The organism is Micromonospora sp. NPDC047740 (assembly GCF_043204735.1).
GTDB lineage: Bacteria > Actinomycetota > Actinomycetes > Mycobacteriales > Micromonosporaceae > Micromonospora.
The window spans coordinates 826,960-842,420 of sequence record NZ_JBIDCT010000001.1 but is presented as its reverse complement, the minus strand read 5'-3'; the positions used below and the strand labels follow the sequence as shown (position 1 = coordinate 842,420).

Here is a 15,461-nt window from a genome sequence, read left to right as displayed (position 1 = left end):
CGTGATCCAGGGGTCGCGGCGGGCATCACCTGCCACCGGGACCCGGTCACCCCGCCGCCGGAAACGGCCGTTGACATTGACTGACTTCGAATGTGCCGGCGGATGGTGGAAGCACTGTGGAAGGAGCGTGAAAAGGTGCGGGAGTCGCCGGCACGATCGGTGATCTGCGCGGCGGCACCGGAGGCCTCGGCGAGAGTGGCGAGCCGTCACGCCGCCGGCAACTCCGTGATTCGTCAGCGTGTCTCCTCGATCACCTGCTCGGCAGCGCGGCGTACGTCGTCGAGCAGGATCTCCATGTCCCGGCGGGTGGTGCGGTAGTTGAGCACGCAGCCGCGCAGCGCGAAGCGGCCGTTGATGGTCGCGTTGGACAGGTACGAGCTGCCGGCCTGCTGCAACGCCACCATGATCCGTTCGTTGAGGCGGTCGAGTTCCTCCTCGTCGGCCTCGGACCGTGGGCCGGCAGGTGCGGTGCGCGGCAGGTAGCGGAAGCAGAAGATGGAGAGCTCGACCGGGGCGAGCAGCTCGAAGTCGGCGCTGGCGTCGACAAGGTCGGCCAGGTGGCGGGCGCAGTCGAGGTTGCCCTCGATCGCGTCGCCGACGGCTCGCGAACCGGCGTGCGCCAGCGCCATCCAGACCTTGAGCGCCCGGAATCGCCGGGACAGGTCGGGTCCGTAGTCCCAGAAGGCGAAGGCCTCGGCGGGCTCGGTCTGCATGACGCGGGTGTAGTCGGCGTCCAGGCTGAAGGCCGGCCGCGCCCCCTCCGGGTCGCGGTAGATGAGGCAGCCGCAGTCGGCGGGTAGGTAGAGCCACTTGTGCGGGTCGAGGGCGATCGAGTCGGCCTCCGACATGCCGTCGAAGAGCGGACGGGCCGAGGGAGCGAGCCGCGCGAATCCGCCATAGCAGGCGTCGACGTGCATCCACAGCCGGTAGCGCCGGGCGACCGCCGCGATCTCGGCGAGCGGATCGACCGCGCCGGTGACGACGGTGCCGGCGTTCGCCACCACGCAGAGCGGTTCCGCCCCGGCGGCCCGGTCCTCCTCGATGGCGCGGACCAGGGCGTCGACGTCCATCCGGAAGCGGGCGTCCACCGGGATCTCGCGGACGTTCGCGCGGCCGATGCCGAGCAGCGCGGCGGCCTTGTGGATCGAGTGGTGGGTCTCGGTGGAGGCGTAGACGCGCAGCGGCGCGGGGTGGGCGGCCGCGCCGTGGGTGGCGACCGCCTCGCCGCAGTGCCGGTGTCGTGCGGCGGCGAGCGCGGTGAAGTTGGCCATCGAGCCGCCGCTCATGAACAGGCCCCCGGCGCCCGGGTCGCAGCCCAGGGCCTCCTTGATCCAGTCGATGGCCACGTGCTCCAGCTCGACGGGAGCCGGCGCCGACCGCCACGCGGTGAGGTTCGGGTTCAGCGCCGACGCGAGGAGGTCGGCCACTGCGGCGACCGCGGTGCCTGGTGCCGAGACGTACCCGAAAAAGCGGGGATGCCCGTTGTGCCGGCTGCCGGGGACGACCACCTCACGGAAGACGGTGAGCAGGTCGGTGAAGTCCCGACCCTCGACGGGCAGCGGCTCGGCGAGCAGCTCCTTCAGCGCGGCGGCGGAGGTGCGCGGGGCGATGGGCAGGTCCCGGATCGAGTCGTGGTGGGCGGCGATCCACTCGACGGCGCGCGCACCCATGTCCCGGATCTGCTCCGCCGAGGGGTCCAGGGCGGAGTCGACGCCGCGCCTGTCCGGTGAGATCGAAGTCATGGGCTGGAGAGTAGTTCGGATCACCTCCTGGCGGTCGCCCACTCCGGAGCGCGAGAGCCCTGACCGCGCCGCACGGCACCCGTGGCGCCGATGGACGTCGTCAGCGCAGCCGCCGGGCGGTGAACGTGGTTGGCGACTCGGCGATCGCGTCCTGGGCGGCGATCAGCTGGAGCTCCCGGGTGCCCGCCGCGAGGGTCGCCTCGAGTACGGCGAAGACGGAGGCGATGGTGCGTTCCAGTGCTGTCGCGGGCGAGCCCGTCGTCCACAGATGCGCCAGGTACAGCGCCGCGGTGACGTCGCCGCCGCCGTTCGGGTTGATCGGCAGCAGCGGTGTGGTCACCGCCCAGGCGCCCTCGTCGGAGACGGCCACCACCTCCAGCGACCCCGCCGGCACGTCGCCGTGGAGCACGCTGGTGACCAGGACGTGCCGTGGCCCCGTCTCGCGGACCACGTCGACCGCCGCCAGCAACTCGGTGAGCGAGTTCGTCCTCCGGCTGGCGAGGAAGTCCAGCTCGAACTGGTTCGGGGTGATGATGTCCGCGCGCGGGACGACGACGTCCCGCAGGTACTCCGGGATGCCCGGCCGGACGAACAGGCCGCGGCCCACGTCGCCCATCACCGGGTCGCAGCAGTACACCGCGTCCGAGTTGGCCGCCTTGACCCTGTCCACCGCGTCGAGGATCACCGCGCCCATCGCCGGGTCGCCCTGGTAGCCCGACAGCACCGCGTCGGCGCTGCCGAGGACCCCGCGATCGGCGATGCCCGCGATCACCTCGGCCACGTCGACCGGCGCGAGCAGCGGCCCGCGCCACGCGCCGTACCCGGTGTGGTTGGAGAAGTGGACGGTCAGTACCGGCCAGACCTCGTGCCCGAGCCGCTGAAGGGGGAAGACGGCCGCCGAGTTGCCGACGTGGCCGTAGGCGACCGACGACTGGATGGAGAGGATCTTCACCTGCTCATCATGGCGGTTCCCGCCGGTCCGCTACGCGCTACCCGGGCTTTCTGTCGGCTGACCCACTCCGGGCCGCCGAGACACCGCGCCCTGCGTGACGTGTCCGAGGCCGAGCAGGTCGGCGCGGCGGAGCCCTGGCGGCCGGACGACACCTCCCTCGCCACGGTCGTGGCCCGGATCAGCGCCGACGCCGACGCGCGCACGGACCGGGTGGCCAGCACGCGCATCGGCATCGACGAAGACCATAGGGGCGGGTCAGCGCGGCGGAGCGGCTTGCCGATCAACTCCTCGCTGGCGACTGATCACTTGCCCGGCTTGTAGCTCCGCTCGACATGCCCCTTGAGCTCCTCGGGATAGAAGTAGACGGGCCGGAGGTCGCCACTCGCGTACCGTTCGGCCTGGTCGTTGAAGTGCGGCGAGTCGGGATGCCCGCTCGCGCCCCCCGCCGTCACCGCCCAGGCGCGCAGCCGCGGCCCGAACTCCACGACCGCCACGAAGCTGTTGCCGCTGGTGCCGTAGTAGCGCTTCGTGCCCGGGTAGCGCCGTGCCCCGAACGAGGCGAGGGAGCCCCACTGCGCGGAGGTGAAGGGCACCGGGCTGCTCGGCTTGGCGTCGTCGAACGTCTGGACGATCGCCCCGTCGTTGCGCTGGAACCGGTTGACCTCGCCCCAGGGCACCTGCCAGTTGCCGAAATCCTGGGTCAGCCGCCCCACCGCCGCCTCGAGCGCCGCGAGCCGCTGCGCATCGGTGGCGCGCTCGGCGAGGTAGTCCCACATCGACATACCGGCATCTCGCGCCGCCTGGGCCAGGGGCGCCCAGAGCGCCTCGGCCCAGAACACGGCCAACGACGTCGCGGTTGACTGCGCACCCCAGCGATAGTCCCAGCCGCGCAGCAGGCCGATCGGCGCGGCGAGCTTCGCCTTCTGCTGGTCGCCCTCCGGCAGCTTGTCCCACGCTGCGGCGAGCCCCGGCACCAGCCGGGCGAACGCGGTGAGATACGTATCGAAGGCGGCTGCGATCAGCGTCTGCGGGGTGAAGTCCCGCCGGGCACTCAGCACCCGGATGGCCTGCGGCCCACGCGGGTTCTCGCCGGCCTGGTCGAAGTAGCGTGGATAGTCGGCGGCCTTGGGGCTGTCCGCGCCGGCCGCGGTCCAGGGCCAGTTGTTCGTGTTGAACGCCCAGCCATTCTCCGGATTCACCGCCTGTGGCAGGCTGCCGAGGCTGTGCAGCCCGCGCCAGTCGGTTGCCGGATCGCTGCCGTCGACGGGCTTGCGGTAGTCGAAGCGATCGTCTCGGACCGGCATGAACTGCGGCACCAGGAAGGCGATCTCGCCCGTCGAGTCCGCGAAGAGCGTGTTGTTCGAGCTGTTGGCCTTGAGGCCCGCCACCTGGATGAAGTCCTCGTAGTCCCGCGTCTTGGTGCGCAGGAAGCTCTGTTGCAGCGCCTCGACGGGCTTGTTCATCAGCGCGAACGCGATCCACTTGCCGTCCGCCTCACGCACGATCGGGCCGTGGTGGGTGGCGAAGGTGGTGAAGCTGCGCTGCGCCCGCCCGCCCTCCGCGGTGCGGTACGACAATGTGATCGTCTTCGTCGTCAACGGCCGCAGCTCGTTGCCGTAGCGGTAGGAGCGGCTGCCGTCCGCTCCGGTCACGATCGTCTCGGCGAACTCATCGACGTTGTCGACGCCGCTCGACGTGTGCATCCAGCCCGTGTTCGCGTTGAAGCCCTGGTAGATGAAGAACTGCCCCCAGGTGGCGGCGCCGTAGACATTGAGCCCGTCGCCGCTCGTCACATGTTGCTCGGAGCGGAAGAAGAAGCTGGTGTGCGGGTTGATCAGCAGCAGCGCATGGCCGTCACGGGTGTGGCTCGGCGCGATCGCCATGCCGTTCGAGCCGCTCGGTTCGCGGAACAGCAGCCCGCGCTCCTCATCGGTCATCGGCACCGCGCGCCTGCCGTAGAAGGCTTCGAGCTGGGTGAGTGGCACCCGCTCGATGTCGCCGCCGATGCTGCCTTCGGAGAAGCTCAGCGGCATCCACGGCTCGAACCGGTTGATCACGCGTGGCTGCACCTCGGGGTGGGTCGCGAGGTAGTAGTTCAGGCCGTCCGCCCAGGCCTGCATCAGCTCGCGTAACCAGGCCGGGCTCTTCGCGTAGTCCCCCTTCAGCGCCTCGGGGTCGATGAACAGCCGCTGGCGCAGGTCCTGCCAGATCGCGCTCTCGCCCTCGGCCTCGGCGAGGCGGCCGAGGCTCACCAGGTAGTTGCGTTCGATCCGGTTGAAGTCGTCCTCGGCCTGGGCGTACATCATCCCGAACACGGCATCGGCGTCGGTCTTGCCCACCACGTGCGGGACGCCCCAGTCGTCGCGCGTGATCGTCACGTGCGCAGCTTGCCTACGCCAGCGGGCGAGGTCGGGCGCGTTCTGCGCGGGGGCGGCGGACGCGCTGCCGGATGGCAGGCCCGCCGCGACGGCCGCGGCTCCCGCCGCCAGCCCGGCAGCCCCGCCCAGGATGCGGCGTCGGCTCAGCCCTTCGTTCTGCGCGTGGTTCATGAATGGGTCCACCTTTCTGGGGCAGCAGCCGCCGTTCGGCCAGCGAAGGACAACGGTCATCGCCGCCTCCTGACCGCTTGGGGATCAACCTGGCCCAAACTGCGTACCACTCGCTCGGGCGGCGTGGCAATAGAGATCAACAGCTATTTGACCTGCGAGACATGCTCGTGACAATCGAGATCCGTCGCGAGTGGAGTCGCGGCCGATCGCGAGTGGACCAGCGACGCATACCGCCTTCAGGACAGTCGCTGCGCCCGGTGCAGGATCCGCTGCAGGACCACCACCAGAGCGAGAAACGCGCCGCTGACGACCTGCTGGAACGACGAGGTGAGCACGCCGATCTGATTGATCAGGCTCTGGATCACGCCGAGCAGCAGCACGCCGGCCATCGTCCCGGTGAGCCCGCCGGCGCCGCCGGTGAGCAGCGTGCCGCCGATCACCACGGCGGCGATGACGTCGAGTTCCATGCCGGCGCCGAGGATGGTGACGCCGGAGGACAGGCGGGCGGCGTTGAGGGCGCCCGCCAACCCGGCCAGCAGTCCGGAGATGAGATAGACGAGGACCTTGACCCGGGCGACCGGCACGCCCATGAGCACCGCGGCCTCCTCGCTGCCGCCGATCGCATACACCTTCTGCCCGAAGCCGGTGCGCTGCAGCAGCACGCCGCCGAGCAGGACCAGACCTAGCGTGATCCAGACCGGCGCGGTGAGGCCGAGGACGGACGCCTGGCCCAGCGCGCTGAAGGCGTCGTTCTGCACCAGGTAGGTGTTCGCCCCCTCGTCGGAGACCGCGAGCATGAGGCCACGCATGCCGAGCAGGCCCGCCAGGGTCACGATGAACGGCGCCATGCCGGTGCGCGCCACGATCAGCCCTTGCACCAGCCCGATCGCGCCACACACCGCGAGCGGCAGCAGCAACGCGACGAGCAGCCCGTACCGGGAGCCGTAGGCGGCCAGCACCCCGGCGAGCACGAAGGAGGAGCCGACGGAGAGGTCGATGCCGCCGCTGATGATGACGAAGGTCATCCCGATCGCGACGATCGCCAGGAACGACGACGACACCACGATGTTCGCGGCGTTCTGTGGGGTGGCGAACGAGTCGAAGGCGACGGCCCCGACCACGACGGTGACCGCCAGCACCATGAGCGCGCCGTGATGCTGGAGAAGGTGACCGACCCGTTCACGGCGCAGTGCGCCCGGCCGGCGCCGCGCCTCGGCGCCGGCGTCCGCGTCCGCGTCCGCGTCGGCGATGGTGGTGGTCATGCGCGCCTCCCTCGGGCGGCGTAGACGGCGGCCAGGATGATGACCGCCTGGACCATCTGGGTCCAGGACTGCGGCAGGTTGTGCTTGATGAGCGTGGCCTGGAGGAGCTGGATGAGCAGGGCGCCCAGCACGGTGCCGAGCACCCGGACCCGGCCGCCGGTGAGCGGGGTCCCGCCGACGACCACGGCGGTGATCGCGGACAGTTCCATGAGCAGGCCCAGCGAGGTGGGGTCGCTGGCCTGCAGCCGGGACGTGGCCAGCACCCCGGCCACCGCGGCGAGTAGACCGGAGATGAGGTAGACGGTGACCAGGACGCGTCGTACCGGCAGGCCGGACAGCCGGCTCGCGGCCCGGTTGCCACCCACGGCGACCAGCTGGCGGCCGAAGGTGGTGCGCTTGACCAGGAAAGCGACCAGCACGGTGAGCGCCGCCGCGATGATGACCACCAGCGGCAGGCCGAGCACGGACCGGCTGCCGAGGGTGATCAGCGTGGGGTTGCGGAACTCGGTGAGCTGCGGCACCAGCACGTTCGCCAGGCCGCGTACGCCCACCAGCAGTGCCAGCGTCGCCACGATGGGCTGCACCCCCACGTACGCCACCAGCGCGCCGCCGCCGGCGCCGACGGCGGCGCCGCCGATCAGGGCCGCGACGATCGCGACCGGAGCGCCGTACCCGAGGTAGAGCACCACCACCGCCGAGGCGAGCGCCATCACCGAACCTACGGACAGGTCGATACCCTCGGTGCCGATCACCAGCGCCATCCCGAGCGAGGTGATCACGACGGGCGCCACCTGGATCAGCTGGGTCCGGAAGTTCGCCACCTCGAGGAAGTGCGGCGTGAACACCACGTTGAAGAGCAGGAGCGCGAGCACCGACACGTAGACGCCGTACTCCTGCAGCCACGCGAGCAGGCGTACCCGCCCGCCCCAGGCGCGCGGCGCGACCGCGAGGTCAGCCATCGGTCTCTCCTGTCGCGGCAATCGTTGCCATGATCGCTTCTTCCGTAACCTGATCCCCGCTCAGCTCGCCCGCGACCGCGCCGTCGCGCAGGACCACGACCCGGTCCGCCCCCTCGACGAGTTCCTCCAGGTCGGAGGAGATCAGCAGCACCCCGAGCCCCTCGGCCGCCAACTCGTCGATGAGTGCCTGCACCTCGGCCTTGGCCCCGACGTCGATGCCCCGGGTCGGCTCGTCGAGCAGCAGCACCTTCGCGCCGGTCGCCAGCGAGCGGGCCAGCAGGACCTTCTGCTGGTTGCCGCCGGACAGCTCGGCGACCTTCTGGTCTGGGGAGGCGGCCTTGATACGGAGCCGCCGGATGAAGCTGTCGACGATCCGGTCAACCCGGGCGTCGGACACCACTCCGGACCGGGACAGCTGGGGCAGGGCGGCCAGCGCGATGTTGTCCTTTACCGACAGGGTCGGCACGATGCCCTCGGCCTTGCGGTCCTCGGGGACGAGGCTGACGCCGGCCCGGATCGCGGCCGCCGGAGAACCGCGGCGCACCTCCTGCCCAGCCACCAGCACCGTACCGCCGTCGAGCGGGAGGGCACCCGCGATCGCCTTGGCCGTCTCGCTGCGCCCGGCGCCCAGCAGCCCGCCCAGGCCCACCACCTCGCCGGGACGGACCTGCACGGACACGTCACGCAGGGCTGGTCGGCGGGACAGCGATCGGGCCTCCAGCAGCGGCCCGCTGGCTGCGGCGGTGTGCTCGCCGGAGAACTTCGTCGCCCCCTCCCGCCGGATCTCGGCGGGGTCGCGGCCGAGCATCAGCGCGACGAGATCCACCCGCGGCAGCTCGTCGAGCGGTCCGGCGTGCGCCACCCTGCCGTCGCGCAGCACGGTGACCCGGTCGCAGATCCGGTACAGCTCGTCGAGGCGGTGGCTCACGTAGATCAGCGAGATGCCCTGCGCCCGCAGGCCGGCGATGACGCCGAAGAGGGTGTCCACCTCCCGCGGTTCCAGGGCCGAGGTTGGTTCGTCCATGATCACCACGCGGGCGTCGATGGAGACCGCGCGGGCGAGCGCCACCATCTGCTGGGTGCCCATGCCGAGCGAGCGCAGCGGCCGGCGCACGTCGATGCGGATGCCGTACCGGGTCATCACGCGCTCGGCCTCGACGTACAGCTGCGTCATGTCGATGACCCCGAGCCGGCTGCGCGGTTCCCGCCCGAGCAGCAGGTTGTGCGCGAGGCTCATCTGCGGGACGAGGTTGACCTCCTGGTAGATGGTCGAGATCCCGGCCCGTTGGGCGGCAAGGGGGTGGTCGAAGGTGACCGGCTCGCCGCCCAGCAGGAGCGTCCCCCGGTCCGGCCGGTACACGCCGGTGAGGACCTTGATGAGGGTCGACTTGCCGGCGCCGTTCTCGCCGACCAGGGCATGTACCTGCCCCGCATCCAGCCGGAAGGACACGTCGTCCAGGGCGAGGACCCCGGGGAACCCCTTCGAGATTCCCCGGGCCTCCAGAACCGCGGTCGCCATCAGTACGCGTTTCCCAGGCTCTCCTTGGCATTCGCCGTCGTGTACTCCTGGTCGCTGATGATCACCGTGGCCGGGATCCCCTCCCCGTCCAGGAACTTCTGCGTGGTGGAGAAGGCGAGCGGCCCGAAGCGTGGGTTCGACTCGACGACCGCGGACAGCCAGCCGTCGACGATGCCCTGCACGGCGGCGCGGGTGCCGTCCACCGACACGATCTTGACCTGGCCGGGCGACTTACCCGCGCCCTTGAGCGCCGTCACCGCCCCGAGCGCCATCTCGTCGTTCTCGGCGTAGATCCCCTTGGTGCCCGGGCGGGACTGGATCAGCTGCTCGGTGACCTGCTGGCCCTTCTCCCGGGTGAACTCGCCGGTCTGCTCGAAGGAGATGGTGATGCCCGGTGCCTTCTCCTGGATCCGGTCCTTGAAGCCCTTGGTCCGGTCGGTGGTGACGTTGTTGCCGGGCGCGCCGAGCAGGATGGCGACCTCACCCTGGCCGCCGAGGGCCTGGATCATCTGGTCGGCCGCCCGCTCGCCCTGCTGATAGAAGTCCGACCCGATGAAGGTGAGGTAGTCGGTGCACGGCTGAGCGTTGATCTTGCGGTCGATGGTGATGATCGGGACCTTCTTCTCCGCCGCCTGCCTCAGCACCGGCTCCCAGCCGTCGGAGTTCAACGGCGCGATGACCAGCAGCTTGGCGCCCTGGGCGATGAGCTGCTGCACGTCCGAGATCTGCTTGGAGAACTGGGACTGCGCGTTGGTGACCCGCAGGTTGGCGATGCCGAGCTTTGCGGCCTCGTCCTTGATGGACCTGGTCTCGGCGATCCGGAACGGGTTGGCTTCCTTCTCCGACTGGGAGAAGCCGACCACGTCCTTCTTCAGGTCGAACTTCTGCCCGCCGAAGCTCTGCAAGGTGCAGGTCGGGCCGGCGGCGCCCTGGCTCTGCACGACCTGCTGGCCTGCGCTGCCGGCCGGTGCGGGCGTATCGCCGCTGTCCTCGCCCTTGGCGCACGCCGCGGTGGCGAGCAGGGCGGCCAGCGCGACCGCCGCCAATCCGGATGTCCTGGACATGAAGGCTTCCTTTCCCGAGGCGGTTCTCACTCAGCGGGGATGGGGTCGGGGGCCGTCGCCGCCGCGGTGGGCACCGCGGCGGCGACGGCGAGGAGGCGGATTCGCCTCACCGCAGGCCTCCGGAGGCGTACAGTTGACCGACCTCGGTGGCGGACAGCGCGCGGTCGTAGATCCGAACCTGGTCGATCGCGCCGCGCCAGTAGTCGACCGGGCCGCCGTTGAACCTGGCCCGCCCGATGACGGTCGGTCCGCTGGACGCCTCGCCCAGGCAGGAACTGGCCGTGCCAGCCTGCTGACCGTCGACGTAGAGCGTCAACGTGCCGGCAGCGGCATCCCGCACGCCGACCAGGTGGTACCAGCGGCCGGTCTCGGGTGCGGCCGGAGCGAGCGCCCGGACCCCGGCGAAGCTGAACGCGAACCGGTTGTCCGCGCCCGAATACTGCAGGAAGAAGGCGCTGTGGCTGCCGCCGTCCTGGCTGACCGCGGTGGCGAACCCGCCGCGGCTGTCCAGCTTGACCCATGCCGACGCGGAGTAGTTGCCGGTGGTGTCGAGGATCGCGGCACCCGTGTCGACGTACTGGTTCACGCCGTTGAGCTGCACCGCGGCGCCGGAGTGGCCGGTGGTCCAGGTCGCGCCGTTCACCAACGTCCCGTCGTGGTTGCCGGCCTTGTCGTCGGTCACCGTGCCGGCGCCCTCGTCCAGCGGCCACCAGCCCACCCCGGTCAGCCCGGGCGTGCCCGGCGGCAGCTGCGGGGCGTTCGCGCCGGTGCCGTCGACCGAGCGGACGATGGCCCGGTTGACGTCCCGGACGCGGTCGAAGTCCATCTTCTGGACCTGGCGGTCATAGGTGTAGAAGCCGTTGACCTCGTGCTCCACGTCGGTGGTCTGGGTGTAGACGGCGCCGGAGAGCCCGCACCGGTTGGCCACGGTCAGCAGGTCACGTTGGTTCTCCACGTAGCGTCGGGTGAGCGTGGCGCTGTCCGGTGTCATCTCATAGGCGTGGCCGTCGCCGAACCACATGTGGCCGTCGACCTTCAGACCGAAGCCGCCGTGCTCGCCGTCCACGGCGACCCGGTCCCCGCCGGGCACCGGCGAGGCCGGTCCGACGTACTGGTGGAAGTCGACGATGTCGCCGCGCCCCGAATCACCCTTGGAGTCGCAGCAGTTCACGCCGCTGTGCGCGTTGACCATCCGGCTCGGGTCCTGGGCCCGCAGCTCGTCGGCGATCCGCCCGGTCGCCGAGCGGTCCCACTCGCCCCAGCCCTCGTTGAACGGTACCCAGACGGTGATCGAGGTCCAGCTCTGGTGCTCGGCGACGATCTCCTTCAGCTGCCGCTCGAACTCCTGCTGCGCGTCGACCGGCGGGATACCCCCCGTACGCATGGCCGGCATGTCCTGCCACACCATGAGGCCCAGCCGGTCGGCCCAGTAGTACCAGCGGTCCGGCTCCACCTTGATGTGCTTGCGGATCGTGTTGAAGCCGAGCCGCTTGGTCTCGGCGATGTCGAAGCGCAGCGCCTCGTCCGTCGGTGCCGTGTAGATGCCGTCCGGCCAGAAGCCCTGGTCCAGGGTGGACATGTTGAACAGGATCTTGCCGTTGAGGGCCAGGTGAAGCTTGCCGTCGGCGCCCTTGACCTTGGTCACCTCGCGCATGCCGAAGTAGGACTCGACCCGGTCGGCCTCCTTCCGGCCGTCCAGCACCCGCACCTGCAGGTCGTAGAGGTACGGAGAGTCGGGCGACCACAGCTGCGGGTTCGGCACCGGGACGCGCAGCTCGGCGCCGGCCGGCCCGGACGCGCGGCCGACGACCTTGTTGCCGGCGTAGGCGACGGCCTCGACCGTGCGGCCGCTGCCGCCGGCGACCTGCGCGGTGAGTCGGAGGCTGGCGTCGTCGACGTCCGGGGTCATCCGCAGCCGCTCGACGTGGCTCGCCGACACCGGCTCCATCCACACGCTCTGCCAGATGCCGGAGGACGAGGTGTAGAAGATGCCGCGGTCGGGCCGGTTGCGCTGCTTGCCGACCGGCTGCCAGGTCTGGTCGGTGCGGTCCTCGACGCCGACCACCAACTCCTGGGCTCCCCGGCCGTGCAGGGCGTCGGTGACATCGACGCTGAAGGCGTCGTAGCCGCCGCGGTGGGTGGCGACCTTGACGCCGTTTACCCAGACCGTGGCGTCGTAGTCGACGGCGCCGAAGTTGAGCCGCAGCCGCTCGTCGCCGCCGATCCGCCAGTTCGCCGGCACGCCGAACGTGCGCCGGTACCACATCCGGTCCTCGTGCCGCTGGATGCCGGACAGCGCCGACTCGATCGGGTACGGCACGAGCACCCGCTCGCTGAGCTGCTCGCCGATCGGCGGAGCTTCGCCTTCGTGCGCCCCCGCGAACTGCCAGACCCCGTTGAGGCTCTCCCACCTCTTACGGACCAGCTGCGGACGGGGGTAGTCGGGAAGCGCGTTGTCCGGCGACACCTGGCCGGTCCACGGCGTGGCGATCGGTGGTGTGCCCGGATGCCAGGTCGCCTCGGCGCGCGCGACCCCTGGCACGCCGCCGAGCACGCAGGCCACGGCGGCCAGCACGGTGGCTGCTCTTCTCATCGTTCAGGGCCCCTTTCTCACGAGCATGGCGTGAGAGGGCAGGCCGGAGCGCCCGGGCAGCGGGCCGGAGCTGAGCCGGCCGGACCGGGTGGAGGCCTGCCTGAAATCGTTGGGAAACAATCAATCATCGTCACGATCTCAAGTCAATAGCATTCGATCAGATCCGATCAGAAACGATCCGGGAGCGCTCTCACCTGGCCCTCCGACCGTGCGGAGTACGATCAAAACCAGACCGACCCGTTCACGAAGAGAGGACAACGTGGCACCTGGCGACGACTCCCGGACGGCGACCGAGGGCCGGCGGACCATGTTCGCCGCCGAGCGCCGGCAACGCATCCTCGAACTGATGCACGCCAACGGCGCGGTCTCGCTGCGGGACATCGCCCAGGCCGTGCAGTCCTCCGAGGTCACCGTCCGACGTGACCTGCGGATCCTGGAGGCCGACGGGCTGCTCAACCGCCATCACGGCGGCGCCACCCTGCCCGGCGCGCTGGCCACCCTGCCCGGTGCGTTGTCCCGGGAACCCACGTACGCCCAAAAGGCCCAGGTCGCCGCCGCCGAGAAGGCCGCCATCGCCGAGCTCGCGGCATCGCTCGTCGAGGACGGCGACGCCATCGTCATCGGCGCCGGCACCACCACCCAACTCTTCGCCCAACAGCTCACCCGGTATGCCGAACTCGCCGTCGTGACCAACTCGCTGCTGGTCGCCCAGGCGCTCGCCAACGCGCCGCGGGTCGAGGTCGTCCTCACCGGCGGTACGCTGCGCGGCGCCATCCTCGCGCTGGTCGGCAGCGCCGCCGAACGCTCGCTCGCGGGTCTGCGGGTCCGCCGCGCCTTCATCTCAGGCAACGGCCTCACCGCCGAACGCGGCGTCTCCACGCCGAACATGCAGGTCGCCAGCGTCGACCGGGCGCTCGCCGCGGCGGCCGAGGAGATCGTCGTACTCGCCGACCACACCAAGATCGGAGTCGACACCATGGTGCAGACCATCCCCACGGACGAGATCGACCACCTCGTGACCGACGACGCCGCCCCCCGCGACGTGCTCGACGAACTGGCCAACCGGGCCATCCGGCTGCACGTCGCCCGGCCCTGACATCTTTACCATTCCACTCGCCGTGCGCGATCATTCGCCTCAGCCGGCTCGCCGGCCGCTGCGAGGAGGCACCGTGGTAGGCAGCAGCACCGTGATCGAAGCCGCGGGCGTGGTCCGGAACTTCCCCGGCACCCGCGCGCTCGACCACGTCTCCTTCACCCTCGGACAGGGCGAGGTGCACGCCATCCTCGGCGAGAACGGCGCCGGCAAGTCGACCCTGGTCAAGGTGCTCTGCGGCATCGACCGACCGGACGCGGGCGTGCTGCGGCTGCGCGGCACGCCGGTGCGGTTCTCCTCGTCGCGCGACGCCGAGCGCGCCGGGATTGGCGCTGTCCACCAGGAGGCCAACCTCGTCCCCCAGATGAGCGTCGCCCGCAACCTGTTCCTGGGCCGCGAACCGCGCCACCGGCTCGGCCTCATCGACGTCGCGGCGATGAACACCCGGGCGAGCGACATCATGGCCGGCTGCGGCCTACGGATCGACGTACGCCAGCCCGTCGAGTCGTTCGACGCCGGGATCCAGCAGTTGGTCGCGGTGGCCCGCGCGGTCGCCATCGGCACCTCGGTGATCGTCCTCGACGAGCCCACGGCCGGCCTGGACGACGATCAGGTCGAACGACTGCTCGCCATGCTCGACGCGCTGCGGGCCCAGGGCCGGTCGATCGTCTACGTCAGCCACCGCCTCGCCGAGATCGAGCGGATCTGCGACCGGGCCACCGTTTTGCGCGACGGCCGGCTGGTGCACACGGGTCCGCTCGCCGGCCTCGACCGGATGCGGCTCGTGTCGCTGATGCTCGGCCGGCGGGTGGCGCGCGGGGCGCCGGCCCCCGGCGGCGTGGCCGCGGAGCCCGCCGACCCGCCGATCCTGCAGGCCACCGGACTCACCCGCCGCCACGTTCTCGGCGGCGTGTCGATCAACCTCCGGCCGGGCGAGGTCGTCGGCCTCAGCGGGCTGCTGGGTGCGGGCCGGAGCGAGACGGCGAAGGCGATCGCCGGCGCCATGCCGCTGGACGCCGGGCAGGTGACCGTCTCCGGCGCCCGCCTGCCCCGGCGCTCGATCGCCGGCGCAGTCCGCGCCGGCGTGGGACTGCTGCCACAGAACCGTACGACCGAGGGCATCATCGCCTCGCTGTCGGTGCGCGACAACATCGCGCTCGCCGCGCTCCCCCGGCTCTCCCGCGCCGGCATCGTCTCCGAGGCCCGCCTCGACCGGATCGTCGAGACCTTCGTGCGCCGGCTCCGGATCAAGGCAACCGGCCCGCACCAGCCGGTCGGGGAACTCTCCGGCGGCAACCAGCAGAAGGTGCTGCTGGCCCGCTGGCTCGCCACGCACCCGCGGGTGCTGATGCTCGACGAGCCCACCCGCGGCATCGACATCGGCACCAAGTCCGAGGTGCAGGCGCTCATCGACGATCTCGCGGTGGACGGGCTGGCGGTCATGCTGATCTCCTCCGATCTGGAGGAACTCGTCGGTTCCTGCGACCGGGTCCTGGTGCTGCGCGACGGCGCCGTCGTGGGGCAACTGACCGGCCCCAGCGTCACCGAGAAGAACATCATGGCGTTGCTCGCGGCGAGTTGACCACCGCGATGCCGCCGCGCCTGGGTCAGCCGGGCCGGCTCAGGCTCCCCGCCGCGCACCGCTGGATTTGGTGCATTCCAGAATAAAATGGAGCATACTGCGCACTGTGGTCGCGATCCTCGGACTTCGAGCGCATGCTGCGCGGT

Annotated in this window: 11 protein-coding genes; 3 read left to right on the top strand and 8 right to left on the bottom strand. The window is 70.8% G+C overall.

Features of this window, described 5'->3' with window-relative positions:
• Positions 1 to 233: 233 nt before the first annotated feature.
• The gene (locus ACGF4F_RS03475; protein ID WP_393074478.1) at positions 234 to 1,742 is read right to left on the bottom strand and encodes a pyridoxal phosphate-dependent decarboxylase family protein; all 1,509 of its coding nucleotides are present in this window, start codon (positions 1,740 to 1,742) and stop codon (positions 234 to 236) included.
• 100 nt (positions 1,743 to 1,842) lie between these two features.
• A complete protein-coding gene (gene pdxY / locus ACGF4F_RS03470; protein WP_357436118.1) occupies positions 1,843 to 2,694 on the bottom strand; it encodes a pyridoxal kinase PdxY in 852 nt (283 codons plus the stop codon).
• Between the two features lie 99 nt (positions 2,695 to 2,793).
• On the opposite strand from pdxY, the gene ACGF4F_RS03465 reads away from it, so the two are divergent.
• Positions 2,794 to 3,015 (top strand): hypothetical protein, encoded by a 222-nt coding sequence (locus ACGF4F_RS03465; RefSeq protein ID WP_357436116.1) that lies wholly within the window; start codon positions 2,794 to 2,796, stop codon positions 3,013 to 3,015.
• On the opposite strand, the gene ACGF4F_RS03460 is transcribed toward ACGF4F_RS03465, so the two are convergent.
• From ACGF4F_RS03460 to ACGF4F_RS03435, 6 genes are all read right to left on the bottom strand, one after another.
• Entirely contained in the window at positions 2,997 to 5,243 is a 2,247-nt protein-coding gene (locus ACGF4F_RS03460; protein WP_357436114.1) for a penicillin acylase family protein, read from the bottom strand. The genes ACGF4F_RS03465 and ACGF4F_RS03460 overlap by 19 nt on opposite strands.
• 236 nt (positions 5,244 to 5,479) lie before the next feature.
• Positions 5,480 to 6,505 carry an ABC transporter permease gene (locus ACGF4F_RS03455; RefSeq protein WP_393074475.1) on the bottom strand — a complete coding sequence of 342 codons (1,026 nt, stop codon included), beginning with the start codon at positions 6,503 to 6,505 and terminating at the stop codon, positions 5,480 to 5,482.
• A complete protein-coding gene (locus tag ACGF4F_RS03450) occupies positions 6,502 to 7,464 on the bottom strand; it encodes an ABC transporter permease (RefSeq protein ID WP_357436110.1) in 963 nt (320 codons plus the stop codon). The genes ACGF4F_RS03455 and ACGF4F_RS03450 overlap by 4 nt, the downstream gene beginning before the upstream one ends.
• Complete coding sequence (locus tag ACGF4F_RS03445; protein ID WP_357436109.1) at positions 7,457 to 8,983, bottom strand: sugar ABC transporter ATP-binding protein; 1,527 nt, start codon at positions 8,981 to 8,983, stop codon at positions 7,457 to 7,459. Before ACGF4F_RS03445 ends, ACGF4F_RS03450 begins: the two co-directional genes overlap by 8 nt.
• Positions 8,983 to 10,047, bottom strand: coding sequence for an ABC transporter substrate-binding protein (locus ACGF4F_RS03440; RefSeq protein ID WP_357436108.1), 1,065 nt, complete (start codon positions 10,045 to 10,047; stop codon positions 8,983 to 8,985). Before ACGF4F_RS03440 ends, ACGF4F_RS03445 begins: the two co-directional genes overlap by 1 nt.
• Positions 10,048 to 10,153: 106 nt before the next feature.
• Positions 10,154 to 12,640 (bottom strand): LamG-like jellyroll fold domain-containing protein, encoded by a 2,487-nt coding sequence (locus ACGF4F_RS03435; protein WP_357436106.1) that lies wholly within the window; start codon positions 12,638 to 12,640, stop codon positions 10,154 to 10,156.
• Between the two features lie 259 nt (positions 12,641 to 12,899).
• Here ACGF4F_RS03435 and ACGF4F_RS03430 point away from each other — a divergent pair, with 259 nt between their 5' ends.
• Together ACGF4F_RS03430 and ACGF4F_RS03425 are read left to right on the top strand one after the other, a co-directional pair.
• A complete protein-coding gene (locus tag ACGF4F_RS03430; protein ID WP_357436105.1) occupies positions 12,900 to 13,736 on the top strand; it encodes a DeoR/GlpR family DNA-binding transcription regulator in 837 nt (278 codons plus the stop codon).
• A gap of 73 nt (positions 13,737 to 13,809) precedes the next feature.
• Positions 13,810 to 15,315 carry a sugar ABC transporter ATP-binding protein gene (locus ACGF4F_RS03425; RefSeq protein WP_393074469.1) on the top strand — a complete coding sequence of 502 codons (1,506 nt, stop codon included), beginning with the start codon at positions 13,810 to 13,812 and terminating at the stop codon, positions 15,313 to 15,315.
• The last annotated feature ends 146 nt before the right edge of the window (positions 15,316 to 15,461 follow it).